The following is a 24,806-nucleotide window of genomic DNA, read 5'->3' as shown; positions in this document are numbered from 1 at the left end:
CAGTGTTTTGAGCAGCCTGCGGCTAGCTTCCTAGTTTGCACTTTGATTTTCATTGAGTATAAAAAGAATCCGCTTTGGGCGGATTTTTCTAGAAAGGAATCATTATGGATCAACTGCAGATTAAGGATTTGGAAATTTTTGCTTATCATGGTCTTTTTCCTAGTGAGAAAGAATTGGGGCAGAAGTTTGTCGTTTCAGCCATCCTATCCTATGATATGACCAAGGCGGCTACAGACTTGGATTTAACAGCCTCTGTCCATTACGGAGAACTGTGCCAGCAGTGGACGGCTTGGTTTCAGGAAACAACTGAGGACTTGATTGAAACGGTAGCCTACAAACTGGTAGAACGTACCTTTGAGACCTATCCTCTTGTTCAAGAAATTAAGCTGGAACTGAAAAAGCCTTGGGCGCCGGTTCATTTGCCACTAGAAACTTGCTCAGTGACCATTCATCGTCGCAAGCAACGAGCCTTTATCGCCCTAGGAAGCAATATGGGAGATAAACAAGCAAACTTGAAACAGGCCATTGAGAAAATACGAGCTCGAGGTATCCATATTCTCAAAGAGTCCAGTGTCTTGACGACGGAGCCTTGGGGTGGTGTGGAGCAAGATAGCTTTGCTAATCAAGTGGTTGAGGTTGAAACCTGGTTGCCGGCCCCAGTTCTATTAGAGACCTTGTTAGCCATTGAGTCAGAGATGGGACGGGTGAGAGAAGTACATTGGGGGCCTCGTTTGATTGATTTGGACTTGCTCTTTGTGGAGGACCAGGTCCTTTATACAGATGACCTTATCTTGCCTCATCCTTACATAGCGGAACGCCTTTTTGTCCTTGAGCCCTTACAGGAAATTGCGCCTCATTTTATCCATCCTACATTAAAGCAACCGATCCGCAACTTGTATAATGCTTTGAAAAAATAGAAAAAGCTCTAGTTTTCAGTCGTTTGTAACTGAAGGTTAGAGCTTTTTAAAATAGGTCATTTTCTTCTGGGAGGAGGATAGTTTCTCTACCGTCCATATCTAAAACCAGTACTCTCGGGGGATAAAGAGGGTCGAAAGGATGGTTAAAGTCAAAATCAATGGCTGTAGGGAGGTGTTGACTTGAAAAGTGGAAGGTAATTTTTCCTTGGTTATTGAGCAATTGAAACTCAAGTTCTTCTTCCAATTCAAAGACATTTTTTAAGAAATGGTCGATGATATACCAAAAAGAGTCAATAACGTCATCAGGCAAGCTGGTAACAATGCCAAAACTAGCCGACCGCATGTGGGTATTGGTAAAAGCCATATCTCTGCCCCCTTTCTTTCCCCTTATCATACAGCAAATAGGATTAAAAATCAAGAAAAGGTGATTTTTTCTTCATAAACATAGCTTTCTATGAAATTTTTTTCAAACAATCTTCAAAAAATACTTGAAAGTGTTTACAAATAGTGATAAAATGGAATAAGTGGAATCATGAAAACGAAATTTTCATACCGTCTCTTTTTTGGAGTCTCGTGAGGTATGATATAGAAAGGAAATGGAATGAATACAGACGATACAGTAACGATTTATGATGTCGCCCGTGAAGCAGGAGTTTCAATGGCGACGGTTAGCCGTGTAGTCAATGGCAATAAGAATGTAAAAGAGAATACTCGTAAAAAAGTGCTTGAGGTGATTGATCGTTTGGATTACCGTCCAAATGCTGTGGCGCGTGGTCTTGCAAGTAAAAAGACAACCACTGTCGGTGTGGTGATCCCAAATATTACCAATGGCTATTTCTCAACGCTTGCTAAAGGAATTGACGATATCGCTGAAATGTACAAGTACAATATTGTCCTTGCTAATAGTGATGAGGACGATGACAAGGAAGTTTCAGTTGTCAATACACTATTTTCTAAGCAAGTGGATGGTATCATCTTTATGGGCTACCACTTGACTGAAAAAATTCGTTCAGAGTTTTCTCGTTCTCGAACACCAGTTGTTCTTGCAGGAACTGTGGATGTAGAACATCAGCTTCCAAGTGTCAATATTGACTACAAACAAGCAACGATTGATGCAGTGACCTACCTTGCTAAAGAAAATGAGCGCATTGCTTTCGTTAGTGGTCCGCTAGTGGATGACATCAATGGTAAGGTTCGTTTGGTTGGCTACAAGGAAGCCTTGAAAAAAGCAGGTATTTCTTATAGCGAAGGATTGGTATTTGAGTCTAAATACACTTATGAAGATGGGTATGCCTTGGCAGAACGCTTGATTTCATCAAACGCAACTGCAGCAGTTGTAACAGGTGATGAGTTGGCAGCAGGTGTCTTGAACGGCCTTGCTGATAAGGATGTGTCTGTGCCAGAAGAGTTTGAAATCATTACTAGTGATGATTCACAAATCTCACGCTTTACCCGTCCAAACTTAACAACTATTGCCCAACCTCTTTATGACCTTGGTGCCATTAGCATGCGTATGTTGACTAAGATTATGCACAAGGAAGAGTTGGAAGAACGTGAAGTTCTCTTACCTCATGGTTTGACAGAACGTCGCTCAACACGAAAACGTAAATAGAAAAAATCAGGGAATCGTGCAGATTTCCTGATTTGTTTTTAGAGGAGGGAATTATACTCAATGAAAATCAAAGTGCAAATTAGGAAGCTAGCAGCAGGTTGCTCAAAGTACAGCTTTAAGGTTGTAGATAGAACTGACGAAGTCAGTAACCATACATACGGTAAGGCGACGCTGACGCGGTTTGAAGAGATTTTCGAAGAGACTTACCCTTCCATATAGTCTTTCAAAGCTTGTCCTTTTAGTCCGGCATTGAGGGCAATGAGGAGTTTCAAACGGGCTTTTTGGGCGTTGAGTTCTTTAACAAAGAAGACACCAGATTTTTGCAACTGCACGCCCCCACCTTGGTAGGCATAAACAGGTTCCGCTATACCGTTAAAGCATCGTGAAACCAGGGCGACTGGGATTCCTTTTTGCAGAAGGCTTTCTAACTTTTCAGCCGTTTCTTTGGGAACATTACCAGCCCCGAAAGCTTGGATAATCAAGCCGTCCAATTGTTCCAAATCCAGCATATCAATCAGCTCATCTGTCATACCAGCATAAGCCGAGATAATAGGGATTAAACCTTGTATGTGATCAAGGTCAAAGCGAACACGGGGTTCAGCTGTTTTGAAGTAGAGGATTTCCTGTTTCATAATCAGACCAAGTGGCCCGTGTGTTGGAGTCTGGAAGGTGCTGACGTTGGTCGTATGTGTTTTGGTGACATACTTGGCAGCGTGGATTTCATCGTTCATAACGACCAAAACTCCTTTATCAGTAGCCCTGTCATCGCTAGCCACTCGTAAAGCACTCAGATAATTATAAACACCGTCACTACCGAGTTCGTTGGAGCTGCGCATGGCCCCTGTTAGAACGATAGGCATATGGGGAACTTCCATGGTATCAAGGAAATAAGCTGTTTCCTCTAAAGTGTCGGTTCCGTGTGTGATTACCACCCCATCGTAGTTAGCAGCTTCCTCTTTGATTTTTTGGTAGAGGGCCAGCATATGATTGGGTTTGATATGGGGGCTTGGCAGGTTAAAAAAGTCCAAGGCGTGGACTTGGATTCCTTCAAGAGGATTGGACACATGGTTCATGGGATTATCTGAACTCGTCACAACAGCGCCAGAAGCATCGGCCTGCATGGAAATAGTCCCACCTGTATGTAAAACAAGGATTTTCTTAGGCATGATTTACTCACTCTTTCTGAAATGTGGTATAATCATTGTATCACAAAAGGGGAGATTGGGATAGGATGGAAGTCAAAGCTGTTTTTTTTGATATCGATGGAACCTTGGTCAACGATCGCAAGAGTGTTTTGAAATCCACTAAGGACGCGATTAAAATCGTCAAAGAACAAGGGGTGCTTGTCGGTGTAGCGACAGGACGAGGACCTTTTTTTGTTAAGGAATTGATGGACGATTTGGACCTGGACTTTGCGGTAACCTACAATGGCCAGTATATCTTTACTAAAGACAGAGTCTTGTTCACGAGCCCAATTTCCAAGTTACATTTGCGCCATCTTATTACGTATGCTAAAAAAGAGGGCAAGGAGATTGCCCTAGGGACCAAGGATGCCATGTTGGGTTCTAAAATCATGTCCTTTGGTCTGGGTTCTTTTTCTCAACGAATCAGTCGCTTCGTTCCCTCAGTTTTAACTCGAACAGTGAGTCATTCCTTTAATCGTATGGTCAGCAAGGTTGTTCCCCAAAAGGAAGAAGACCTGCTTCATCTGATGAATCAGCCTATCTACCAAGTTTTGATGCTGATGACGCCAGAAGAATCTGAGAAGGCGGCAGCTGATTTTGAAGACTTGAAATTGACACGTAGCAATCCTTTTGCTGCGGATGTCATCAATCAAGGAAATTCAAAATTGGAAGGTATACGCCGAGTCGGGAAAGAATATGGTTTTGATCTCAACCAAGTCATGGCCTTTGGTGACTCAGATAACGACTTAGAAATGCTGGCGGGTGTCGGTATGTCGGTCGCTATGGGAAATGGTAGTAGCAGTGTCAAGGAAGTTGCCAAGCACATCACTACCAGCAATCAGCAAGACGGAATCCACAAGGCCCTGGAACATTTTGGTGTTCTGGCCTCAGAAAAAGTCTTTGTCAGCCGTGACTATCATTTCAATAAGGTCAAGACCTTCCACCATATGATGGATGAACGAACCCAAGAAGAACCTCGAGCTTGGGATTTAGAAGGTGCAACCCACAGGGCTGGCTTTAAAATAGAAGAATTGGTGGAGTTTGTTAGAGCTGCCAGCCCTTCTGAAGAGGACTTTGATCAAGCTCTATCGCAACTTCATCAAGCTCTTGATAAGGCGGCAGATAAAGTAGCCAAGAAGACGCCTGCCCAGCAAGATTTGATAGGGCAAGTGGATGCCTTGATTGACACGCTTTACTTTACCTACGGTAGTTTTGTCTTGATGGGGGTGGACCCAGAACGTATTTTTGACATTGTCCATCAGGCCAATATGGGGAAAATTTTCCCAGATGGCAAGGCTCATTTTGATCCAGTGACCCACAAAATCTTAAAGCCAGATGATTGGGAAGAAAAATATGCTCCAGAACCTGCTATTAAAAAGGAACTGCAGCGCCAACTCAAGGCTTATGAACGCCATAAAGAGAGAAATAATACTCAATGAAAATCAAAGAGCAAACTAGGAAACTAGCCGCAGGCTGCTCAAAACACTGTTTTGAGGTTGTAGATGGACGTTGACGTGGTTTGAAGAGTATAAATAGTAAACAAAAAGGAGCGCTGAGCTCCTTTTCTTTGTGATTATAAGGTTTTTTCTTGTTCTCTCACAACCAGCAAATCAACCTTAGCATGGCGGAGAATGTATTCAGATGAAGAACCAACCAAGAGGCGTTCAAAGGCGTTGAGACCAGTTGCACCAACGAGAATGAGATCAACTTCTTCTGCATCTGGAATAGTACGTGCCAGTAGGGTCTTTGGATTTCCCATTTCAATGACGATATGAACATCTGCCACCCCAGCATCTTTAGCACGTTTTTCGTACTCTTTCATCAGACTTTCAGCGTCGACTTGGAGTTCTTCGTAAACTTCAGCATCAAAGGTGGATACGCTTTGGAGAGCGCGTGTGTCAATGACATGTGCGATGGTGAGTTTAGCGTCGTTTCGTAGAGCAGAATGAACTCCCTTGACAAAAGCCAAGTCCGCTTCTTTAGAACCATCGATTGCGACCATAATATTTTGGTAACGTTGTGCCATAATGAAACCTCCTGAAATTTTCTTACTATAATTGTAAACCTTTTCAATACAGAAGTAAAGCAAAAAAAGTATTTTTCAAAAGAATGTTAGCGCTTAAAATCTATATAAATATATGATAAAATAAAAGAAAGGATAGCAGGAAAGAAGTGAAGGGAGGGAGAATGATGAAAAACTCTTTTCAAGAAACAAAAAATTCAAATTTCCTTTATTATGGAATCATCCTAGTTTCAGTCTTGCTAGAAGTTATCATGATCTGGCAATTAGAGAGTCTGGTACCGTTTCTTTATCCAGGTTTTATCGGATTTTTAGTCTTTCATGTACTCTACCATCTAATCTTATTCCTAGTTGCAAAACGAAGTGGGCGTTGGGATTACTTGATGATATGGGGACTTTTTCTCATGTTCAATCTTCTTTATGACTCCTTTTTAGCCTTGCTTTTTCTAGGTTTATCTTTTGGTATGTAATGTTTTTTTGGCAAAATACCTGCTATCTTCCCTGTTTGACCTCGCTTTTAGTGAGGTTTTTCTTCTGTAGGATTTTAGTAACACATTTCAGCAAACTTGTCGCATTTTCTTTCTAGTGGTATAATGTTACTATCCTGATGAATTGAGGAAACAAGATGAAAGAATATAACAAGTCTAGTAAGTTAGAGCATGTTGCTTATGATATCCGTGGTCCTGTTTTGGAAGAAGCCATGCGGATGCGAGCGAATGGAGAAAAGATTTTACGTCTGAATACAGGAAATCCAGCAGAATTTGGTTTTACAGCACCAGACGAAGTCATTCATGACTTGATTATGAATGCGCGTGATAGTGAAGGTTACTCTGACTCCAAAGGGATTTTCTCAGCCCGTAAGGCCATCATGCAGTATTGCCAATTGAAGAAATTCCCAAATGTAGATATTGATGACATCTACCTTGGAAATGGTGTCAGTGAGCTGATTGTCATGTCCATGCAGGGGCTTTTGGACAACGGGGATGAGGTCTTGGTGCCAATGCCAGACTATCCTCTCTGGACAGCAGCTGTCAGCCTAGCTGGGGGAAATGCCGTTCACTATGTCTGTGATGAAGCAGCAGAATGGTACCCAGATATTGACGATATCAAGTCAAAAATCACTTCCAATACCAAGGCAATCGTCCTTATCAATCCAAACAACCCAACTGGAGCCCTTTATCCTAAGGAACTCTTGTTGGAGATTATTGAGATTGCCCGTCAAAACGATTTGATTATTTTTGCGGATGAAATTTACGACCGCATGGTAATGGATGGACATGTGCATACGCCTGTGGCGAGCTTGGCACCAGATGTTTTCTGTGTCAGCATGAACGGTCTATCAAAATCTCACCGTATCGCTGGTTTCCGTGTAGGTTGGATGGTCTTGTCTGGACCTAAGACACACGTTAAAGGCTATATCGAAGGGCTCAATATGCTATCCAATATGCGCCTTTGCTCTAACGTTTTGGCCCAGCAAGTCGTACAAACTTCCTTGGGTGGTCACCAATCAGTCGATGAATTGCTCCTTCCTGGTGGACGAATTTACGAGCAAAGAAATTTCATTTATAATGCCATTCAAGATATTCCAGGTTTGTCTGCGGTTAAACCTAAGGCTGGACTCTATATCTTCCCTAAAATCGACCGCAATATGTACCGTATCGATGATGATGAACAGTTTGTCCTTGATTTCTTGAAGCAGGAAAAGGTTCTCTTGGTTCATGGTCGAGGCTTTAACTGGCAGGAACCAGACCACTTCCGTATCGTTTACCTTCCTCGTGTTGATGAACTAGCCCAAATCCAAGAAAAGATGACTCGTTTCTTGAAACAGTATCGTAGATAGGGCTTACATTCGAAAAAGCGCCAAAAAGCTGGAAACATTTGCCTTGAGCTATTGACAAAAGTGAAAGAATCAGATAGAATAGTAAAGTATGTTTAGTAACTGATCACTTTATAGCCGGCTAAACGAATACAAAATCTATGAGGAGGTATTCATCGTGAAACGTACTTATCAACCAAGTAAACTTCGTCGTGCGCGCAAACACGGATTCCGTAACCGTATGTCAACTAAAAACGGTCGTCGCGTATTGGCAGCTCGTCGTCGTAAAGGACGCAAAGTTTTGGCTGCATAATCCAAACGAACCATAACAAAAATCAGTAGGAACTCGAGTCTACTGATTTTTATTTTTGTAAAAAAGTTCAAAAGACTTTATATTTTTCCTCAAATGGTGTATAATATTTCACATACTGTAAAAAATGGAGAATAATCATGAAGAAATCAAAAGTTATGCTTTTTGGAGCTATGGCTTTGACAGCAGGTCTAGCTCTAGCGGCATGTGGGTCTTCCCAATCAAGTAATGCTGAGAAAACCTACTCTTATGTATTTACTAGTAATCCTGATACCTTGGACTACATTACGTCAACACGTGGTTCCACTTCTAGTATCACGACTAACCTGATTGATGGCTTGTTAGAAAATGATAAGTATGGTAATCTCATTCCATCTATGGCTGAGTCATGGACGGTGTCAAAAGATGGTTTGACCTACACTTATAAAATCCGTCAGGGGGCGAAATGGTACACTTCAGAGGGCGAAGAGTATGCGGATGTAACGGCTCATGACTTTGTGACAGGTCTCAAGTATGCAGCTGATAAAAAGGCTGAAAACTTGTACTTGGTTCAAGACTCTATCAAGGGCCTCGCAGACTACGTTGAGGGGGAAACATCTGACTTTGAAACTGTTGGAGTTAAGGCAGTGGATGACTATACTCTTCAATATACTTTGAATAAGCCGGAATCTTACTGGAATTCTAAGACTACTGGGGGCATTTTGAGTCCTGTAAATGAAGCTTTTTTGAAATCTAAGGGAGATGACTTTGGAAGTGTGACACCATCCAGTATCTTGTCAAATGGTCCTTACTTGTTTAAATCTTTCTCATCAAAATCTTTGATTGAATTTGATAAAAATCCTAATTACTGGGATAAGGACAATGTGAAAATTGAGAAAGTGAAACTCTCTTTCTTTGACGGTTCTGATCAAGATAGTTTAGCGAGAGGATTTTTGGAAGGGAACTACTCGGACGGTCGTATCTTCCCGACAAGTTCAGTCTTTGCTGAACTCAAGAAGGGAAACGAGGACAAGATTACCTATACACCACAAAACTCAGTTACTTTCTACTATCTTTTTAACGTTAATCGTCAAAGCTACAAGCAGACCATGAAACAGTCTGATAAGGAAAAGACAGATTCACTTGCGGCCATGCAAAATAAGGATTTCCGTCAGGCTGTCAACTTTGCCTTTGACCGTCATGCTTATGCAGCGCAGACAAATGGTGAAGATGGAGCAGACCGTATCTTGCGTAACACGCTTATCCCAAGTGATTTTGTCCAAATCGGTGGTAAAAACTTTGGAGATGTTGTCAATGAAAAGATTATTAACTATGGTACAGAGTGGTCGAATATCAATTTGAATGATGCGCAACCTGCCTTTTTGAATCCTGAAAAAGCCAAGGCAGCATTTGCTAAAGCTAAAGAAACCTTGCAAGCAGAAGGCGTGACCTTCCCAATTCATTTGGATATGCCGGTTGACCAGACGGCCAAGTTAGATGTGCAACAAGCAAGTTCCTTTAAGCAGACAGTGGAAGAAACCCTTGGGGCGGACAACGTTGTGATTGACGTGATTCAACTTTCTCCAGACGAGAAGGATCAAGCTACGTTCTTTGCAGATACAGCTGAACAAAAGGACTATGACATTGATATTTCAGGTTGGAGCGGAGATTACTCAGATCCGAAAACTTATCTTGATCTCTTGGATCCAGAGTCAGGTTCTCAGCTTAACAATATTGGTTTGACTGCTGGAAAAGATAATGAAGTAAAAGAAAAAATTGGACTTTCTGCTTACAAAAAGTTACTAGATGAAGCAGATAGCGAAGTTGAAAATACTCAGGCTCGTTATGAAAAATTTGCTGAAGTCCAAGCTTGGTTGACTGACAGCGCCCTCTTCCTACCAGTTCAAAGTGGCGGAGCCAACCCAATCTTCCGTAAGACTGTACCGTTTACAGGAGCTTTCTCTTTCGTTGGTCATAAGGGAGATGCTGATAACTACAAATATGTTGAACTACAAAAAGAGCCGGTAACTGCGAAACAGTACCAGGAACTCTATGACAAATGGCTAAAAGAAAAAGCTGAGTCAAATAAAAAAGCTCAGGAAGATTTAGCTAACCACATTCAATGATATTCCTAGTCATGCTTTTTAGTTAATACTCTTCGAAACTCAAATTCAAACCACGTCAGCGTTGCCTTACCGTATATATGTGACTGACTTCGTCAGTTTCATCTGCAACCTCAAAACAGTGTTTTGAGCTGACTTCGTCAGTTTCATCTACGACCTCAAAGCAGTGCTTTGAGCAGCCTGCGGCTAGCTTCCTAGTTTGCTCTTTGATTTTCATTGAGTATAAGCATAGTGACTGGTTTCAGAAAAAGGCCTTACCAGACGCTTTTGGTTCTGGTAGGGTCTTTTCTTTATTCTTTTAAGTGATAAGAGTAGCTAGCGACAACGACGTCTTGGTGCCAACGGAGGGCATATTTGAGTTTGAGGCTCATTTGATTGTGTAGGATATTTTGCCAAGGTTTATTAGGGATAAACTGGGGTACTAGGACAGTGACTGTATAGTTCTTTTTCTGGGCATCCTCAGAGATCCGTTTGACATACTTGACAGTAGGGGTGATGATATCGCGGTAGCTGGTCTTGATATTTTTCAGAGTAATGGTTGGGAAGTAATCGGCAAATTCTTGGAGAATTTCTTGATCTTTTTCTGCTGTTTCCTTGGTAGAAATATGCATGGCTAAGACTTCGTCACCGATACTTTGAGCGTAGTTGATGGCTCCGACGCTGACGCGGGTAACATTTCCTACGAGGACGAGGACAAGATTGCCATCGTAGGTACGTTTTTCGATGCCTTCATAGAGTCGCAGTTGTTGAGCCACTTTTTGGTAATGACTGTGAATGGCCAAGAAGAGTAGGGTGAGTACGAGAATAATTGGGAAGAAAGGCCAGATATCACTGAGACGGAAAAAGAGCAGGATCAACACGATAGCGTAGCAAATGATTGCCCCAAGGATATTAGCAAGAGCAGGTTTTAAGAAGTTGGTCCCTTTTTCCTTTTTCCAATGACGAATCATCCCAGTCTGAGATAGGGCGAAGGGAACGAAGACCCCGATAGTATAAAGAGGAATCAAACGTTCGGTATTGCCATTAAAAATGAGAAGAAGAATCATAGCCCCAAAAGCCAGAGTTAAAATTCCATTGGAGTAGCCTAGCCGGTCTCCTTTTTCCATAAAGAGATGGGGCATGTACTTGTTTTTAGCCATATTGTAAGCCAGCATAGGGAAGGCCGAAAAGCCAGTATTTGCAGCTACGGCCAAAATCAAGGCTGTGGAGAATTGGAAGATATAATAGCCAAGGTGACCCAAGAAGGAATTACCAAGGATGCCTTGAGCCATCTGTGAAAGAATAGTTTCTCCGTGTTGAGGCATGATCCCCATCCAGTAGTTTAGGAAGGTGATACCAGCAAAAAGAAAACCTAAAATCAGTGACATAATGGTCAAGGTTTGAGCGGCATTCTTTTCTTTTGGAGACTTGAAAAAGGGAACGGCATTTGAAATAGCTTCAACCCCTGTCAGAGAGGCAGAACCACTGGTAAAGGCTCTTAGAATGAGAACGATAGACAGACTCGGTACAGCATGCCCGATAGGAGAAGTTGCCTGATAGCTGAGAGAGCCTGTCATTAGTTGAAAGATTCCATAGAGTAAGAGAAAGACAGTACTGATGATAAAGAGATAGACAGGAATCATCAGTGAACTGGCAGATTCTTTCAACCCCCGTAAATTCAAGAGCATAAGCAAGCAAACTAGAAAAATGGAGATGTGAAGGTTGTAAGGGTGGAGGACAGGGAGGGCTGCTGTGATAGCATCAGCTCCAGATGATACCGATACCGCCACAGTCAGCATGTAGTCAACCAGCAGACTACCTCCAGCGATCAAGCCTAGCTCGGGAGATAGATTTTCTCGAGTAACCATATAGGCCCCTCCTCCTTGAGGATAGGCATGGATGATTTGACGGTAGGAAACGGTCAGGCTGGCCAGAAGTAGGAGGACAAAAAGGCCGATAGGAAGACTCCACCATATAGCAAGAGGAGAGAGACTAGCCAAGACGAGGACTACTTGCTCAGGCCCATAGGCAATGGAGGACAGAGCGTCGCTTGACAACATGGCCAGTGCCTGCATTTTTCCCAGCAGACCTCCCTCGCCTTCGGTTAAGGACTTAAGAGGACGGCCTATAAAGGTCTGTTTTAACTTTGTAAACATGGTATTTTCCTTTTCTGAAAATTTCAATAAGTGCTATTATACTGCTTTGGAAAAAGAGCGTCAAGAGATGATAATGGGTTTTAGAATATTTTTTTCAGATGAGGAGAGAGGTCAGTTTTTTTGGTATAATAGAAGATAGAAAACGAGGTTAGAAGAGATGATTTTTGATACACATACACACTTGAATGTAGAAGAATTTGCTGGACGTGAGGCAGAAGAAATTGCCTTGGCCACTGAGATGGGTGTGACACAGATGAATATTGTGGGTTTTGATCAACCGACGATAGAGCGTGCCTTGGAGTTGGTAGATGAGTATGACCAACTTTACGCGACTATTGGTTGGCATCCGACAGAGGCAGGGACTTACACAGAGGAGATTGAAGATTACTTACTTGATAAGCTCAAGCATCCCAAGGTTGTTGCTTTAGGTGAGATTGGTTTGGATTATCATTGGATGACAGCGCCCAAAGAGGTGCAGGAGCAGGTTTTTCGCCGTCAGATTCAGCTATCTAAGGACTTGGATTTGCCTTTTGTTGTCCATACCCGTGATGCGCTGGAAGATACCTATGAGATTATCAAAAGTGAGGGAGTTGGTCCTCGTGGTGGTATTATGCATTCTTTCTCAGGAACTCTTGAATGGGCAGAGAAGTTTGTCGAGCTTGGCATGACCATTTCCTTTTCAGGAGTGGTGACTTTTAAGAAGGCAACCGATATCCAAGAAGTTGCTAGAGAACTTCCTTTGGACAAGATTTTAGTGGAAACGGATGCGCCCTACTTAGCACCTGTACCCAAGCGTGGTCGTGAAAATAAAACAGCCTATACTCGCTATGTGGTGGACTTTATTGCTCCCTTGCGTGGGATGACGGCAGAAGAGCTGGCAGAGGCAACGACTGCAAATGCAGAGCGAATTTTTGGATTGGACAGCAAGTAATGAAAGAAAAAATTTCCCAAGTCATCGTGGTTGAAGGTCGTGATGATACGGCCAATATCAAACGTTACTTCGATGTAGAGACCTATGAGACACGAGGTTCTGCCATCAATGACCGGGATATAGAGCGGATTCAGCGCCTGCACCAACGTCATGGAATCATTGTCTTTACAGACCCAGATTTTAATGGGGAGCGGATTCGTCGCATGATTATGACGGCCATTCCAACAGTTCAGCATGCCTTCCTCAAACGAGATGAAGCTGTTCCCAAGTCCAAGACCAAGGGACGTTCCCTAGGAATAGAGCATGCCAGTTATGAAGATTTGAAAACAGCTCTAGCTCAGGTGACAGAACAATTTGAACATGAGAGTCAGTTTGACATCAGTCGTAGAGACTTGATTCGCCTTGGTTTTCTAGCAGGGGCAGATAGCCGTAAGCGACGAGAATATCTAGGAGAGGCTCTCCGAATTGGCTATTCCAATGGAAAACAGCTGCTCAAGCGGTTGGAGTTGTTTGGGGTTACTTTAGCAGAAGTGGAAGAAGCTATGAAATCTTATGAGAATAGTTAAGCAGACCCCAAATGTAAGGGGAATGTGTTACAATAGTAGTAACAGATAATAGAAAAGAGAATAGATGAGAATTGCAGATTATAGCGTGACCAAGGCAGTGCTGGAGCGTCACGGTTTTACCTTTAAAAAGTCCTTCGGGCAAAATTTCTTGACGGATACCAATATTCTTCAAAAAATCGTGGATACGGCTGAAATTGATGACCAGGTTAATGTCATCGAAATCGGGCCAGGGATTGGTGCCTTGACGGAGTTTCTGGCTGAGCGTGCAGCAGAGGTCATGGCCTTTGAGATTGACCACCGTTTGGTGCCGATTTTGGCAGATACCTTGCGTGATTTTGATAATGTGACCGTGGTCAACGAGGACATTCTCAAGGTTGACTTGGCGCAACATATCCAGAATTTCAAAAATCCTGACCTGCCAATCAAGGTAGTGGCTAATTTGCCTTACTACATCACAACGCCTATTCTCATGCACTTGATCGAAAGTGGCATTCCTTTTAGTGAGTTTGTGGTCATGATGCAAAAAGAGGTAGCTGACCGCATTTCCGCTCAACCGAATACCAAGGCTTATGGTAGCTTGTCGATTGCGGTTCAGTACTACATGACGGCAAAGGTTGCCTTTATCGTACCTCGTACGGTCTTTGTGCCAGCGCCAAATGTGGACTCAGCCATTTTGAAAATGGTGCGTCGTCCAGAGCCAGCTGTAGCAGTAGAAGATGAGAACTTATTCTTTAAGGTTTCCAAGGCAAGTTTCACTCATCGTCGCAAGACCTTATGGAATAACCTGACAGGTTACTTTGGTAAGACCGAAGAAGTCAAGGACAAGCTGACCAAGGCCTTGGACCAAGCAGGTTTGTCACCAAGTGTGCGTGGGGAAGCTCTCAGCTTGGCAGAATTTGCCAGCCTAGCAGATGCACTTAAAGGGCAAGGACTCTAAGATGCAGGGACAAATCATTAAAGCCTTGGCTGGGTTCTACTATGTAGAGAGTGAGGGCAAAGTCTATCAAACACGAGCGCGTGGAAATTTCCGTAAAAAAGGTCATACCCCTTACGTTGGGGACTGGGTCGACTTTTCTGCCGAAGAAAATTCAGAAGGCTATATTCTCAAGATTCACGAACGGAAAAACAGTCTGGTCCGTCCGCCTATTGTCAATATTGACCAAGCTGTGGTGATCATGTCCGTCAAGGAACCGGACTTCAACAGCAATTTACTGGATCGCTTCTTAGTTCTTTTGGAACACAAAGGCATCCATCCCATCGTCTATATTTCCAAGATGGACCTACTGGAAGATAGAGGGGAACTGGATTTTTATCAACAGACTTATGGTGATATCGGCTACGATTTTGTAACCAGTAAAGAGAAACTCCTTCCTTTGTTAACTGGCAAGGTTACAGTTTTCATGGGGCAGACAGGTGTTGGGAAATCAACTCTTCTCAATAAAATCGCACCTGATCTCAATCTTGAAACAGGAGAAATCTCAGACAGTCTGGGTCGCGGTCGCCATACCACTCGAGCTGTTAGTTTTTACAACCTCAATGGGGGTAAAATCGCAGACACACCAGGCTTTTCATCACTGGATTATGAAGTATCAACGGCTGAAGACCTCAATCAGGCATTTCCAGAGATTGCTAGTGTTAGCCGAGATTGTAAGTTCCGTACTTGTACCCATACCCATGAGCCGTCTTGTGCGGTTAAGCCAGCTGTAGAAGAAGGAATTATTGCCACCTTCCGTTTTGACAACTACCTGCAATTCCTCAGTGAGATTGAAAATCGCAGAGAAACCTATAAAAAAGTCAGCAAAAAAATTCCAAAATAAGGAGAAACCTATGTCTCAATACAAGATTGCTCCGTCAATTCTGGCAGCAGATTATGCCAACTTTGAACGTGAAATCAAACGCCTAGAAGCAACTGGGGCAGAATATGCCCATATCGATATCATGGATGGGCACTTTGTGCCACAAATCAGTTTTGGTGCAGGTGTGGTCGAAGCTCTTCGACCTCATAGCAAGATGGTCTTTGATTGCCACTTGATGGTGTCAAACCCTGAGCATCATTTAGAAGACTTTGCGCGTGCAGGTGCGGATATCATCAGTATCCATGTGGAAGCAACACCTCATATTCATGGTGCCCTCCAAAAAATTCGTTCACTCGGTGTTAAACCTTCGGTTGTCATTAACCCTGGTACGCCTGTTGAAGCGATTAAGCACGTGCTTCACCTAGTTGACCAAGTCTTAGTCATGACGGTTAACCCTGGCTTTGGTGGGCAAGCTTTTCTGCCTGAAACCATGGATAAGGTCCGTGAGTTGATTGCTCTACGTGATGAAAAAGGCTTGAACTTTGAAATCGAAGTCGATGGCGGGATTGATGGCCAAACTATTGCTCAAGCCAAAGAAGCTGGTGCGACCGTTTTTGTAGCAGGTTCCTATGTCTTTAAGGGAGATGTCAATGAGCGAGTACAAACTCTCAGAAAACAACTGGACTAGGGTTGCCGTTTTTGCAGGCGGAGACCGTGGTCATTATCGGACGGACTTTGATAGTTTTGTCGGTGTGGATCGAGGATCGCTCTGGGTCTTGGAAGAAAATCTACCTCTTGCTCTAGCGGTTGGAGATTTTGATTCTGTGACCGAAGAAGAGCGACAGGTGATTCAAAAACGTGCCCAGCATTTTGTCCAAGCCCGACCAGAAAAGGATGATACAGATCTGGAATTGGCTCTCTTGACTATTTTTGAGAACAATCCTCAGGCTCAAGTTACTATTTTTGGTGCTTTGGGTGGTCGTATTGATCACATGTTGGCTAATGTCTTTCTGCCCAGCAATCCCAAGTTGGCGCCCTATATGCGTCAGATAGCGATTGAGGATGGGCAAAACTTGATTGCCTATTGTCCAGAAGGAACTAGTCAGCTACATCCCCGTTCAGACTACGACTATCTAGCCTTTATGCCAGTTCGGGATAGCCAGCTGACCATTCTTGGAGCCAAGTATGAGTTGACAGAGGAAAATTTTTTCTTTAAAAAAGTGTACGCTTCTAACGAATATATAGATAGGGAAGTTTCGGTGACTTGCCCAGATGGCTATGTGGTCGTACTACATAGTAAGGACAGGAGGTAAGATGGAAAGTTTACTTGTTCTATTATTGATTGTCAACCTAGCTGGACTCTTTCTGATTTGGCAGAGGCAGGATAAGCAGGAAAAACATCTCAGCAAGAGCTTGGAGGATCAGGCAGATCACTTGTCAGACCAGTTGGATTACCGTTTTGAACAAGCCAGACAAGCCAGTCAGTTAGATCAAAAAGACTTGGAAGTAGCTGTCAGCGACCGTTTGCAAGAAGTTCGAATCGAGTTGCACCAAGGTCTGACGCAAGTCCGTCAAGAAATGACTGAGAATCTCCTCCAAACCAGGGATAAGACTGACCAACGTCTCCAAGCCTTACAGGAATCCAATGAGCAACGTTTGGAACAAATGCGCCAGACAGTCGAGGAAAAGTTAGAAAAGACCTTGCAGACACGCTTGCAGGCCTCCTTTGAGACAGTTTCCAAGCAACTAGAGTCTGTCAATCGTGGCCTTGGAGAAATGCAGACAGTTGCCCGCGATGTCGGAGCCCTCAACAAGGTTCTCTCTGGAACCAAAACGCGAGGTATTCTGGGTGAATTGCAACTGGGGCAAATCATCGAAGATATCATGACTCCTGCCCAGTATGAACGAGAATACGCAACGGTTGAAAACTCTAGTGAACGAGTGGAGTATGCCATTAAGTTGCCTGGACAGGGTGACCAGGAATATGTCTACTTACCGATTGACTCCAAGTTTCCACTGGCAGATTATTATCGCTTAGAAGAAGCCTATGAAGCAGGTGATAAGGATGAGATTGAACGCTGTCGCAAGTCGCTCCTAGCAAGCGTCAAGCGCTTTGCCAAGGATATCAGGAACAAGTACATAGCACCGCCTCGGACGACCAATTTTGGAGTTTTGTTTGTTCCGACAGAAGGTCTTTATTCAGAGATTGTTCGCAATCCGGTCTTCTTTGATGACTTGAGACGGGAGGAGCAGATTATTGTCGCAGGTCCAAGTACCCTATCAGCTCTCCTCAATTCCCTATCAGTTGGCTTCAAAACTCTCAATATCCAAAAGAGTGCCGACCATATCAGTAAGACCCTTGCTAGCGTTAAGACCGAGTTTGGCAAGTTTGGTGGCATTCTGGTCAAGGCACAGAAACACCTCCAACATGCCTCTGGCAATATTGATGAACTATTAAACCGTCGCACTACAGCTATCGAGCGGACGCTCCGTCACATTGAGTTGTCAGAAGGTGAGCCTGCGCTTGATCTACTCCATTTCCAAGAAAATGAGGAAGAATATGAAGATTAGTCACATGAAAAAAGATGAGCTGTTTGAAGGCTTTTACCTAATCAAATCAGCTGACCTGAGGCAAACTCGAGCTGGGAAAAACTACCTAGCCTTTACCTTCCAAGATGATAGTGGCGAGATTGATGGGAAGCTATGGGATGCCCAACCTCATAACATTGAGGCCTTTACCGCAGGTAAGGTTGTCCACATGAAAGGGCGCCGAGAAGTTTATAACAACACCCCTCAAGTCAATCAAATTACTCTCCGCCTGCCTCAACCTGGTGAACCCAATGATCCAGCTGATTTCAAGGTCAAGTCACCAGTTGATGTCAAGGAAATCCGTGACTACATGTCGCAAATGATTTTCAAAATTGAAAATCCTGTCTGGCAACGAATTGTCCGAAATCTCTACACCAAGTATGATAAGGAATTCTACTCTTATCCAGCTGCCAAGACCAACCATCATGCCTTTGAAACGGGCTTGGCCTATCATACGGCGACCATGGTGCGCTTGGCCGATGCCATTAGCGAGATCTATCCTCAGCTCAATAAGAGTCTGCTCTATGCGGGGATTATGCTGCATGACTTGGCTAAAGTTATCGAGTTGACGGGACCAGACCAGACTGAGTATACAGTACGAGGTAATCTTCTTGGACATATCGCTCTAATTGATAGCGAAATTACCAAGACAGTTATGGAACTCGGTATTGATGATACCAAGGAAGAAGTCGTTCTGCTTCGTCACGTCATCCTTAGTCACCACGGCTTACTTGAGTATGGAAGTCCAGTCCGTCCACGCATTATGGAAGCAGAGATTATCCATATGATTGATAATCTGGATGCAAGCATGATGATGATGTCAACAGCTCTGGCTTTGGTGGATAAGGGAGAGATGACCAATAAAATCTTCGCTATGGACAATCGTTCCTTCTATAAACCAGATTTAGATTAATAATTTAAGAAAAATGAGCATTTTTTAGGACAAGAATGTTCGTTTTTTTATGTGAATATGGTATAATAAGTAAAAGACAAAAATGAATACTCTTCGAAAATCTCTTCAAACTAGGGTAACATCGCCTTGTCGTATGTATATATGTAGTTATATTACAGACTTTGTCAGTTCTATCGACAACCTCAAAACAGTGTTTTGAATCGTCAGCGACCAGCTTTCTAGTTTGCTTTTTGATTTTTTGAATAAAAATGGAATAGGAAATAGAAATGAAATTAAGAAGAAGTGATCGGATGGTTGTCATTTCCAACTATTTGATTAATAATCCTTATAAACTAACTAGTCTCAATACTTTTGCTGAAAAGTATGAATCTGCTAAATCATCCATCTCAGAAGATATCGTGATTATCAAACGAGCCTTTGAGGAAATCGAAATCGGTCATATCCAGACAGTAACTGGTGCTGGTGGTGGTGTTATTTTCACACCATCAATCTCAAGCCATGATGCCAAGGAAATGGTTGAGGACTTGCGTGCCAAGTTGTCAGAAAGTGACCGTATCTTGCCAGGTGGTTATATCTATTTGTCTGATTTGCTTAGCACCCCAGCTATCTTGAAAAATATTGGTCGCATTATTGCCAAAAGCTTTATGGACCAAAAAATTGATGCCGTTATGACTGTAGCGACTAAAGGTGTTCCACTTGCAAATGCAGTTGCCAATGTCCTCAATGTTCCCTTTGTTATTGTGCGCCGTGACTTGAAAATTACCGAAGGTTCAACTGTCAGCGTCAACTATGTATCCGGTTCAAGTGGTGACCGCATTGAGAAAATGTTCCTTTCAAAACGTAGTCTCAAGGCAGGAAGCCGTGTCTTGATTGTGGATGACTTCTTGAAAGGCGGCGGAACTGTCAACGGGATGATCAGTCTCTTGCGTGAGTTCGATTCAGAATTAGCAGGTGTAGCCGTCTTTGCGGATAATGCCCAAGAAGAACGTGAAAAGCAGTTTGACTACAAGTCACTCTTGAAGGTAACCAATATTGATGTCAAGAATCAAGCCATCGATGTTGAGGTTGGTAATATCTTTGACGAAGATAAATAAGAAATATAACTAGAGGTTGGAACGATTGTCCCAGCCTTTCTTTGCAAATAGAATAGAAGGAAACTTATGAAAACACCATTTATCAATAAAGAAGACTTAGAAAAGATTGTTGTCGAGTTCCCCACTCCCTTTCACTTGTATGATGAGAAGGGAATTCGTGAAAAGGCAAGAGCCGTCAACAAAGCCTTTTCGTGGAACAAGGGCTTTAAGGAATATTTTGCAGTTAAGGCTACTCCAACTCCAGCTATTTTAAAAATTCTTCAAGAGGAAGGTTGTGGAGTGGACTGCTCTAGTTATGTGGAGCTTTTGATGAGCCATAAACTGGATTTTCCAGGTTATGAGATCATGTTCTCTTCAAACAATACGCCAGATAAGGAATATGCCTATGCGCGTGAATTGGGTGCGACCATTAATTTGGATGCCTTTGAAGATATTGAACATCTAGAGCGTGCAGCAGGCATTCCAGAAATTATCTCTTGTCGTTACAATCCTGGAGGCGTTTTTGAACTGGGGACAGACATTATGGACAATCCTGGAGAAGCCAAGTTTGGTATGACCAAGGACCAGCTCTTTGAAGCTTTTGCCATCTTGAAGGAAAAAGGAGCCAAGACTTTTGGGATTCACTCCTTCCTAGCGTCCAATACCGTGACCCATCTCTATTATCCAGAGTTGGCGCGTCAGCTTTTTGAATTGGCTGTTGAAATCAAGGAAAAGTTGGGCATTTCGCTAGACTTTATCAATCTTTCTGGCGGTATTGGTGTCAACTATCGTCCAGACCAAGAGCCGAACGATATTGCCTTGATTGGTGAGGGAGTTCGTAAGGTTTATGAAGAAGTTCTTACCCCAGCAGGTCTTGGGCAGGTCAAGATTTTCACAGAATTGGGTCGCTTTATGTTGGCACCTCACGGTACTTTGGTTACAAGAGTCACTCATAAGAAGAAAACCTACCGTACCTATCTAGGTGTGGATGCATCAGCAGTCAACCTCATGCGTCCAGCTATGTACGGAGCTTACCATCATATTACTAACGTGACCCATCCAGATGGACCAGCTGAAGTGGTAGATGTGGTTGGTTCACTCTGTGAAAACAATGATAAATTTGCAGTGAATCGCGAACTGCCTCATACAGAAATCGGTGATTTGCTGGTCATTCATGATACAGGTGCCCACGGTTTTTCAATGGGCTACCAGTACAACGCCAAACTTCGTTCTGCGGAAATCCTTTATACTGAAGAAGGCAAAGCCCGTCAAATCCGCCGTGCAGAGCGCCCTGAGGACTATTTTGCAACCTTGTATGGCTTTGATTTTGAAGAATAAAATGATAAGTAATTGAAAATGAAATTGAAAAACAGATTGCTTTCTAAAAAATAGGCAAAAATCTTGTTTTTCCTTCAAGTCATGATATAATAAAACTATAAAACGTTTTCAAGGAAGGTAACGATATGTCTGAAGAAACAATTGATTATGGACAAGTGACAGGAATGGTGCATTCGACAGAAAGTTTTGGGGCGGTAGATGGCCCTGGTATTCGCTTTATTGTCTTTTTGCAGGGCTGTCACATGCGTTGCCAGTATTGCCACAACCCAGACACTTGGGCTATGGAGTCCAATAAGTCACGTGAACGGACGGTAGATGATGTCTTGACAGAGGCCTTGCGCTACCGCGGTTTCTGGGGAAATAAGGGTGGGATTACAGTCAGTGGAGGAGAAGCCCTCTTGCAGATTGATTTCCTGATTGCCCTCTTCACTAAGGCTAAGGAACAAGGAATCCACTGTACCTTGGATACCTGTGCGTTGCCTTTCCGTAATAAACCACGTTACCTTGAGAAGTTTGACAAACTCATGGCTGTCACTGACTTGGTCCTCTTGGATATCAAGGAAATCAACGAACAACAGCACAAGATTGTAACTAGCCAAACCAATAAAAATATCTTGGCCTGTGCCCAGTATCTATCAGATATTGGAAAACCTGTCTGGATTCGCCACGTGCTAGTTCCAGGATTGACAGATAGAGATGATGACTTGATTGAACTTGGTAAGTTCGTCAAGACCCTTAAAAATGTTGATAAGTTTGAAATTCTGCCTTATCACACTATGGGTGAGTTCAAATGGCGTGAATTGGGAATTCCTTATTCACTCGAAGGGGTTAAACCACCAACAGCAGATCGCGTCAAGAACGCTAAAAAACTCATGGATACCGAAAGTTATCAAGACTATATGAAACGTGTACATGGATAAAAAAGAAGCCTGATGGAAACATCGGGCTTTTAAGTTTATACAAATATATATAATTAAATAAAACAAAATTTTATACTCTTCGAAAATCTCTTCAAACCACGTCAGCGTCGCCTTACCGTAGGTATGGTTACTGACTTCGTCAGTTCTATCCACAACCTCAAAACACTGTTTTGAGCAGCTTGCGGCTAGCTTCCTAGTTTGCTCTTTGATTTTCATTGACTATAAATCTTTTTTACTCTCTAAATTCTGAAAAAAATCCGAAAAAGAATGTGTAAGATATAGTTACTTTTAGAAATATTAAATAGAATAGGAGAACATCTATGGAACAAAGTATTGCCATTAAAAATTTATGTAAGTCATATGGGCAAACTCAAATTTTAAAAGATATTTCCTTTGAAGCAAAAGCAGGTAGAGTGACTGCTTTCCTAGGTCCAAATGGAGCTGGAAAAAGTTCAACCTTACGTATTTTATTAGGATTAGACAAAGCAACATCTGGTCTTACTAAAATTGGAGATCAAACTTATAAGGAATTAAAATTTCCTCTAAAAACTGTAGGAGCTTCATTTGACAGTGTAGGTGCTCCTGATGATCGGACTGTTTATCAACATTTGAAAATTGTTGCTGCTAGTAATGGGATATCCAGTCAGCGAATTGAGCAAGTCTTGGATATGGTGGATATTAGTCATAAGAAAAAATCTAAAATTGGGAAATTATCATTAGGAGAAGGACAACGCTTGGGAATTGCAACAGCTCTATTAGGAAATCCTCAATATCTGATATTGGATGAACCGACTAATGGGTTGGATCCAAGAGGAATTCGGTGGTTTAGAGAATTTATAAAAAAACAAGCTCAAGAAGGGAAGACAGTCTTGCTATCATCTCATATATTATCGGAAGTGGAAGCAGTAACAGATGATGTAGTTATCATAAATAAAGGAAAAGTTCTTATAAAAGGGACTTTACCAGAAGTGATGAAAAATCTTTCTTCACTAGAAGAAGTCTTCTTTAGTTTAACAGAAGGAGGAAAGTGACATGGCACTTATTTACTCTCTTCATTCTGAAATATTGAAATTACTTTATAAGAGAGCTACTCATGTTGTACTATTCTTGATACTGATATTTCAAACGTTTTTAGCAAATATTGGTGCTTCTCAAATTGTTTCAGTTGGTATCCATGCTACACCAGAGACAAATCCAGAATTAGCAGAAGCTATACCTCCTATTGAATTTTTAGGTTTTGATGTCACTTTATTTGGTGTTTTTATTATGATTATCCTAGGCTCAATTTACGGAGCCGAGGAGTATAGATACTCTGCTATTCGTACAAGCCTCCTCTCTATTACAAATCGAAGTTCTTTCTTAGTTTCAAAAACATTAGTTTGGCTTGTGTTTTCATTTTTCATTTCCTTTCTATCGATATTCCTTACGATTAACATGATACATTATGTTTTAGGACAAGATGGCTTATTACTTTTTTCACTAAATGGGACAGTTTGGTTCTATATATTTTTAGCCAGTATAGCTTGGACCTTGTTGGGACTGCTGGCCTATATTATGGCTTTGACATTTAAAACAGCCATTGTTCCTCTATTATTTTTGCTTCCTCAAGTCTACAATTTAGGAACATTTTTAGCAAACTATATATCGGTTGCAAAATTTCTTCCAGTTGCATTGGGTCAAGGATTGATTGCTATATCTCCTCAAATTTTAGAACATAATAGTTTACAAAATATTTTACTTTTACTTTGTTGGAACTTCTCATTCTTGGCTTTAGCAATTTACCGCTTACTCAAGTCAGATATCGGAGGAGGTGAATAAGTTGAAAGAACAACTTAAAAGTGAGTATCTCAAGTTTATGATGAATCCTTGGCACTGGTTGATTATAGGTGCTCTATTACTGTGTGTTCCGGCGATGGTTGTTTTTTTAAATAGTAAGCCAGACCAGTTGACCCTACAGTTTGTTTTGGAACAGCTACTGCAAAGTCTCTATTTAGGACAGGCAGGTTTCGTTAGTCTAGCGGTTCTATTTATAGGTCAAGAATTTACAGGTTCTAGCCTTCGTACCAGTTTTCTTACCTGTCCAAACCGTTTGAAATTTATAATATCTAAACTAGCTATTCTATTATGTATGGAAATTGTCCTATTGGTTGCTGTAATATCATTATGCATACTAATCGCGCAAGGATACTACAATATCAATCTTTTGAGTAATATTAAACATGTTCTAACAATTCTATTTCCAGCTTGTATTTCTATTCTAACCTTCGCTCTTTTAAGTGGTATTTTTGTATTTATTTCCCAGTCTTTTATCTTAATTTTGGGAATCAGTTTATCCCTTTTATTGGGGTTGGGGCAAATGTTATTACAATTCAGTTCTTTTTTTAGAAATTTACCATTACTAGCTAGTATGAATTGTTTTTATACCCATCCCTTGTCGCTTTATTATCCAGTGTGGCAAGGCTTAGGGATACAAATAGTTTGGTTATTAATTGTTTTTGTATTTGCTACACTGATACTAATAGGAAGAAATGTAGGCTAAAGACAGGGGATATCCTGTCTTTTTCTCAGGTAGTGCTATAATATA

Annotated in this window: 27 protein-coding genes; 22 read left to right on the top strand and 5 right to left on the bottom strand. The window is 42.0% G+C overall.

Annotated elements, in window-relative coordinates; all coding sequences use genetic code 11:
- Window positions 1-104: 104 nt before the first annotated feature.
- Window positions 105-917 (top strand): 2-amino-4-hydroxy-6-hydroxymethyldihydropteridine diphosphokinase, encoded by an 813-nt coding sequence (folK, locus tag ACWPV5_RS09570; RefSeq protein ID WP_454383648.1) that lies wholly within the window; start codon window positions 105-107, stop codon window positions 915-917.
- A 46-nt stretch (window positions 918-963) separates the two neighbouring features.
- On the opposite strand, the gene ACWPV5_RS09565 is transcribed toward folK, so the two are convergent.
- Complete coding sequence (locus ACWPV5_RS09565) at window positions 964-1,281, bottom strand: DUF960 domain-containing protein (RefSeq protein ID WP_000886035.1); 318 nt, start codon at window positions 1,279-1,281, stop codon at window positions 964-966.
- Window positions 1,282-1,518: 237 nt separating this feature from the next.
- On the opposite strand from ACWPV5_RS09565, the gene ccpA reads away from it, so the two are divergent.
- Together ccpA and ACWPV5_RS09555 are read left to right on the top strand one after the other, a co-directional pair.
- Window positions 1,519-2,529 (top strand): catabolite control protein A, encoded by a 1,011-nt coding sequence (gene ccpA, locus ACWPV5_RS09560; RefSeq protein WP_261052325.1) that lies wholly within the window; start codon window positions 1,519-1,521, stop codon window positions 2,527-2,529.
- 60 nt (window positions 2,530-2,589) lie between these two features.
- The gene (locus ACWPV5_RS09555) at window positions 2,590-2,748 is read left to right on the top strand and encodes a hypothetical protein (RefSeq protein WP_454383646.1); all 159 of its coding nucleotides are present in this window, start codon (window positions 2,590-2,592) and stop codon (window positions 2,746-2,748) included.
- On the opposite strand, the gene ACWPV5_RS09550 is transcribed toward ACWPV5_RS09555, so the two are convergent.
- Window positions 2,733-3,695, bottom strand: coding sequence for an asparaginase (locus tag ACWPV5_RS09550; protein WP_454383644.1), 963 nt, complete (start codon window positions 3,693-3,695; stop codon window positions 2,733-2,735). The two genes, ACWPV5_RS09555 and ACWPV5_RS09550, sit on opposite strands and share 16 nt — an antisense overlap.
- A 65-nt stretch (window positions 3,696-3,760) precedes the next feature.
- Between ACWPV5_RS09550 and ACWPV5_RS09545 the strand changes: the two genes are divergently transcribed.
- The gene (locus ACWPV5_RS09545) at window positions 3,761-5,152 is read left to right on the top strand and encodes a Cof-type HAD-IIB family hydrolase (RefSeq protein WP_265526510.1); all 1,392 of its coding nucleotides are present in this window, start codon (window positions 3,761-3,763) and stop codon (window positions 5,150-5,152) included.
- A gap of 134 nt (window positions 5,153-5,286) precedes the next feature.
- On the opposite strand, the gene ACWPV5_RS09540 is transcribed toward ACWPV5_RS09545, so the two are convergent.
- A complete protein-coding gene (locus ACWPV5_RS09540; RefSeq protein ID WP_000079148.1) occupies window positions 5,287-5,739 on the bottom strand; it encodes a universal stress protein in 453 nt (150 codons plus the stop codon).
- A 161-nt stretch (window positions 5,740-5,900) separates the two neighbouring features.
- On the opposite strand from ACWPV5_RS09540, the gene ACWPV5_RS09535 reads away from it, so the two are divergent.
- The 4 genes from ACWPV5_RS09535 (at window position 5,901) to ACWPV5_RS09520 (ending at window position 9,964) form a co-directional block, all read left to right on the top strand.
- On the top strand, window positions 5,901-6,203 hold the full coding sequence (locus ACWPV5_RS09535; protein ID WP_219967233.1) for a hypothetical protein: 303 nt from the start codon (window positions 5,901-5,903) through the stop codon (window positions 6,201-6,203).
- 155 nt (window positions 6,204-6,358) lie between these two features.
- Complete coding sequence (locus ACWPV5_RS09530) at window positions 6,359-7,573, top strand: pyridoxal phosphate-dependent aminotransferase (RefSeq protein ID WP_000666476.1); 1,215 nt, start codon at window positions 6,359-6,361, stop codon at window positions 7,571-7,573.
- A gap of 154 nt (window positions 7,574-7,727) precedes the next feature.
- Window positions 7,728-7,862 carry a 50S ribosomal protein L34 gene (gene rpmH / locus ACWPV5_RS09525; protein WP_000831905.1) on the top strand — a complete coding sequence of 45 codons (135 nt, stop codon included), beginning with the start codon at window positions 7,728-7,730 and terminating at the stop codon, window positions 7,860-7,862.
- A 137-nt stretch (window positions 7,863-7,999) separates the two neighbouring features.
- Window positions 8,000-9,964 (top strand): peptide ABC transporter substrate-binding protein, encoded by a 1,965-nt coding sequence (locus tag ACWPV5_RS09520; protein WP_454383631.1) that lies wholly within the window; start codon window positions 8,000-8,002, stop codon window positions 9,962-9,964.
- Between the two features lie 55 nt (window positions 9,965-10,019).
- Here ACWPV5_RS09520 and ACWPV5_RS09515 read toward each other — a convergent pair whose 3' ends face one another.
- Together ACWPV5_RS09515 and ACWPV5_RS09510 are read right to left on the bottom strand one after the other, a co-directional pair.
- The gene (locus ACWPV5_RS09515; protein ID WP_454383629.1) at window positions 10,020-10,178 is read right to left on the bottom strand and encodes a hypothetical protein; all 159 of its coding nucleotides are present in this window, start codon (window positions 10,176-10,178) and stop codon (window positions 10,020-10,022) included.
- 73 nt (window positions 10,179-10,251) lie between these two features.
- A complete protein-coding gene (locus ACWPV5_RS09510; protein WP_454383627.1) occupies window positions 10,252-12,096 on the bottom strand; it encodes an APC family permease in 1,845 nt (614 codons plus the stop codon).
- Between the two features lie 157 nt (window positions 12,097-12,253).
- Here ACWPV5_RS09510 and ACWPV5_RS09505 point away from each other — a divergent pair, with 157 nt between their 5' ends.
- The 14 genes from ACWPV5_RS09505 to ACWPV5_RS09440 all read left to right on the top strand — a co-directional run bounded on the left by ACWPV5_RS09505 (window position 12,254) and on the right by ACWPV5_RS09440 (window position 24,761).
- Window positions 12,254-13,027 (top strand): TatD family hydrolase, encoded by a 774-nt coding sequence (locus ACWPV5_RS09505; protein WP_454383625.1) that lies wholly within the window; start codon window positions 12,254-12,256, stop codon window positions 13,025-13,027.
- Window positions 13,027-13,593 (top strand): ribonuclease M5, encoded by a 567-nt coding sequence (rnmV, locus tag ACWPV5_RS09500; RefSeq protein ID WP_219967229.1) that lies wholly within the window; start codon window positions 13,027-13,029, stop codon window positions 13,591-13,593. Before ACWPV5_RS09505 ends, rnmV begins: the two co-directional genes overlap by 1 nt.
- A 64-nt stretch (window positions 13,594-13,657) precedes the next feature.
- The gene (gene rsmA / locus ACWPV5_RS09495) at window positions 13,658-14,530 is read left to right on the top strand and encodes a 16S rRNA (adenine(1518)-N(6)/adenine(1519)-N(6))-dimethyltransferase RsmA (RefSeq protein WP_138707080.1); all 873 of its coding nucleotides are present in this window, start codon (window positions 13,658-13,660) and stop codon (window positions 14,528-14,530) included.
- Between the two features lies 1 nt (window position 14,531).
- Window positions 14,532-15,410 carry a ribosome small subunit-dependent GTPase A gene (gene rsgA, locus ACWPV5_RS09490; RefSeq protein WP_219967255.1) on the top strand — a complete coding sequence of 293 codons (879 nt, stop codon included), beginning with the start codon at window positions 14,532-14,534 and terminating at the stop codon, window positions 15,408-15,410.
- Window positions 15,411-15,420: 10 nt separating this feature from the next.
- Complete coding sequence (gene rpe, locus ACWPV5_RS09485; protein ID WP_042900299.1) at window positions 15,421-16,077, top strand: ribulose-phosphate 3-epimerase; 657 nt, start codon at window positions 15,421-15,423, stop codon at window positions 16,075-16,077.
- Window positions 16,040-16,702, top strand: a complete 663-nt coding sequence (locus ACWPV5_RS09480) for a thiamine diphosphokinase (protein ID WP_049535574.1) — start codon at window positions 16,040-16,042, stop codon at window positions 16,700-16,702. The genes rpe and ACWPV5_RS09480 overlap by 38 nt, the downstream gene beginning before the upstream one ends.
- A gap of 1 nt (window position 16,703) precedes the next feature.
- A complete protein-coding gene (gene rmuC / locus ACWPV5_RS09475) occupies window positions 16,704-17,960 on the top strand; it encodes a DNA recombination protein RmuC (protein WP_261024291.1) in 1,257 nt (418 codons plus the stop codon).
- Window positions 17,950-18,891, top strand: coding sequence for a 3'-5' exoribonuclease YhaM family protein (locus tag ACWPV5_RS09470; protein ID WP_153196520.1), 942 nt, complete (start codon window positions 17,950-17,952; stop codon window positions 18,889-18,891). The genes rmuC and ACWPV5_RS09470 overlap by 11 nt, the downstream gene beginning before the upstream one ends.
- Window positions 18,892-19,157: 266 nt before the next feature.
- The gene (gene purR / locus ACWPV5_RS09465) at window positions 19,158-19,985 is read left to right on the top strand and encodes a pur operon repressor (RefSeq protein ID WP_004238844.1); all 828 of its coding nucleotides are present in this window, start codon (window positions 19,158-19,160) and stop codon (window positions 19,983-19,985) included.
- A gap of 66 nt (window positions 19,986-20,051) precedes the next feature.
- Complete coding sequence (locus tag ACWPV5_RS09460; RefSeq protein ID WP_261024285.1) at window positions 20,052-21,302, top strand: diaminopimelate decarboxylase; 1,251 nt, start codon at window positions 20,052-20,054, stop codon at window positions 21,300-21,302.
- Window positions 21,303-21,427: 125 nt separating this feature from the next.
- Window positions 21,428-22,222, top strand: coding sequence for a pyruvate formate-lyase-activating protein (pflA, locus tag ACWPV5_RS09455; protein ID WP_261024284.1), 795 nt, complete (start codon window positions 21,428-21,430; stop codon window positions 22,220-22,222).
- Window positions 22,223-22,542: 320 nt separating this feature from the next.
- A complete protein-coding gene (locus ACWPV5_RS09450) occupies window positions 22,543-23,253 on the top strand; it encodes an ABC transporter ATP-binding protein (RefSeq protein WP_261024282.1) in 711 nt (236 codons plus the stop codon).
- Window position 23,254: 1 nt separating this feature from the next.
- Window positions 23,255-24,040: an ABC transporter permease gene (locus tag ACWPV5_RS09445; protein ID WP_261024280.1), complete on the top strand. Its 786-nt coding sequence runs from the start codon at window positions 23,255-23,257 to the stop codon at window positions 24,038-24,040.
- A gap of 1 nt (window position 24,041) precedes the next feature.
- Window positions 24,042-24,761: an ABC transporter permease gene (locus tag ACWPV5_RS09440; protein ID WP_261070611.1), complete on the top strand. Its 720-nt coding sequence runs from the start codon at window positions 24,042-24,044 to the stop codon at window positions 24,759-24,761.
- The last annotated feature ends 45 nt before the right edge of the window (window positions 24,762-24,806 follow it).

Source organism: Streptococcus sp. Marseille-Q7156, from assembly GCF_965119495.1.
The sequence above is the reverse complement of the archived record's forward strand: the minus strand, read 5'-3'. Positions and strand labels throughout refer to the sequence as shown.

Bases quoted from the DNA above. Each gene is read 5' to 3' on its own strand.
- folK (WP_454383648.1), top strand. From the start codon at position 105: ATGGATCAACTGCAGATTAAGGATTTGGAAATTTTTGCTTATCATGGT.
- ACWPV5_RS09565 (WP_000886035.1), bottom strand. From the start codon at position 1,281: ATGGCTTTTACCAATACCCACATGCGGTCGGCTAGTTTTGGCATTGTT.
- ccpA (WP_261052325.1), top strand. From the start codon at position 1,519: ATGAATACAGACGATACAGTAACGATTTATGATGTCGCCCGTGAAGCA.
- ACWPV5_RS09555 (WP_454383646.1), top strand. From the start codon at position 2,590: ATGAAAATCAAAGTGCAAATTAGGAAGCTAGCAGCAGGTTGCTCAAAG.
- ACWPV5_RS09550 (WP_454383644.1), bottom strand. From the start codon at position 3,695: ATGCCTAAGAAAATCCTTGTTTTACATACAGGTGGGACTATTTCCATG.
- ACWPV5_RS09545 (WP_265526510.1), top strand. From the start codon at position 3,761: ATGGAAGTCAAAGCTGTTTTTTTTGATATCGATGGAACCTTGGTCAAC.
- ACWPV5_RS09540 (WP_000079148.1), bottom strand. From the start codon at position 5,739: ATGGCACAACGTTACCAAAATATTATGGTCGCAATCGATGGTTCTAAA.
- ACWPV5_RS09535 (WP_219967233.1), top strand. From the start codon at position 5,901: ATGATGAAAAACTCTTTTCAAGAAACAAAAAATTCAAATTTCCTTTAT.
- ACWPV5_RS09530 (WP_000666476.1), top strand. From the start codon at position 6,359: ATGAAAGAATATAACAAGTCTAGTAAGTTAGAGCATGTTGCTTATGAT.
- ACWPV5_RS09520 (WP_454383631.1), top strand. From the start codon at position 8,000: ATGAAGAAATCAAAAGTTATGCTTTTTGGAGCTATGGCTTTGACAGCA.
- ACWPV5_RS09515 (WP_454383629.1), bottom strand. From the start codon at position 10,178: ATGAAAATCAAAGAGCAAACTAGGAAGCTAGCCGCAGGCTGCTCAAAG.
- ACWPV5_RS09510 (WP_454383627.1), bottom strand. From the start codon at position 12,096: ATGTTTACAAAGTTAAAACAGACCTTTATAGGCCGTCCTCTTAAGTCC.
- ACWPV5_RS09505 (WP_454383625.1), top strand. From the start codon at position 12,254: ATGATTTTTGATACACATACACACTTGAATGTAGAAGAATTTGCTGGA.
- rnmV (WP_219967229.1), top strand. From the start codon at position 13,027: ATGAAAGAAAAAATTTCCCAAGTCATCGTGGTTGAAGGTCGTGATGAT.
- rsmA (WP_138707080.1), top strand. From the start codon at position 13,658: ATGAGAATTGCAGATTATAGCGTGACCAAGGCAGTGCTGGAGCGTCAC.
- rsgA (WP_219967255.1), top strand. From the start codon at position 14,532: ATGCAGGGACAAATCATTAAAGCCTTGGCTGGGTTCTACTATGTAGAG.
- rpe (WP_042900299.1), top strand. From the start codon at position 15,421: ATGTCTCAATACAAGATTGCTCCGTCAATTCTGGCAGCAGATTATGCC.
- ACWPV5_RS09480 (WP_049535574.1), top strand. From the start codon at position 16,040: ATGAGCGAGTACAAACTCTCAGAAAACAACTGGACTAGGGTTGCCGTT.
- rmuC (WP_261024291.1), top strand. From the start codon at position 16,704: ATGGAAAGTTTACTTGTTCTATTATTGATTGTCAACCTAGCTGGACTC.
- ACWPV5_RS09470 (WP_153196520.1), top strand. From the start codon at position 17,950: ATGAAGATTAGTCACATGAAAAAAGATGAGCTGTTTGAAGGCTTTTAC.
- purR (WP_004238844.1), top strand. From the start codon at position 19,158: ATGAAATTAAGAAGAAGTGATCGGATGGTTGTCATTTCCAACTATTTG.
- ACWPV5_RS09460 (WP_261024285.1), top strand. From the start codon at position 20,052: ATGAAAACACCATTTATCAATAAAGAAGACTTAGAAAAGATTGTTGTC.
- pflA (WP_261024284.1), top strand. From the start codon at position 21,428: ATGTCTGAAGAAACAATTGATTATGGACAAGTGACAGGAATGGTGCAT.
- ACWPV5_RS09450 (WP_261024282.1), top strand. From the start codon at position 22,543: ATGGAACAAAGTATTGCCATTAAAAATTTATGTAAGTCATATGGGCAA.
- ACWPV5_RS09445 (WP_261024280.1), top strand. From the start codon at position 23,255: ATGGCACTTATTTACTCTCTTCATTCTGAAATATTGAAATTACTTTAT.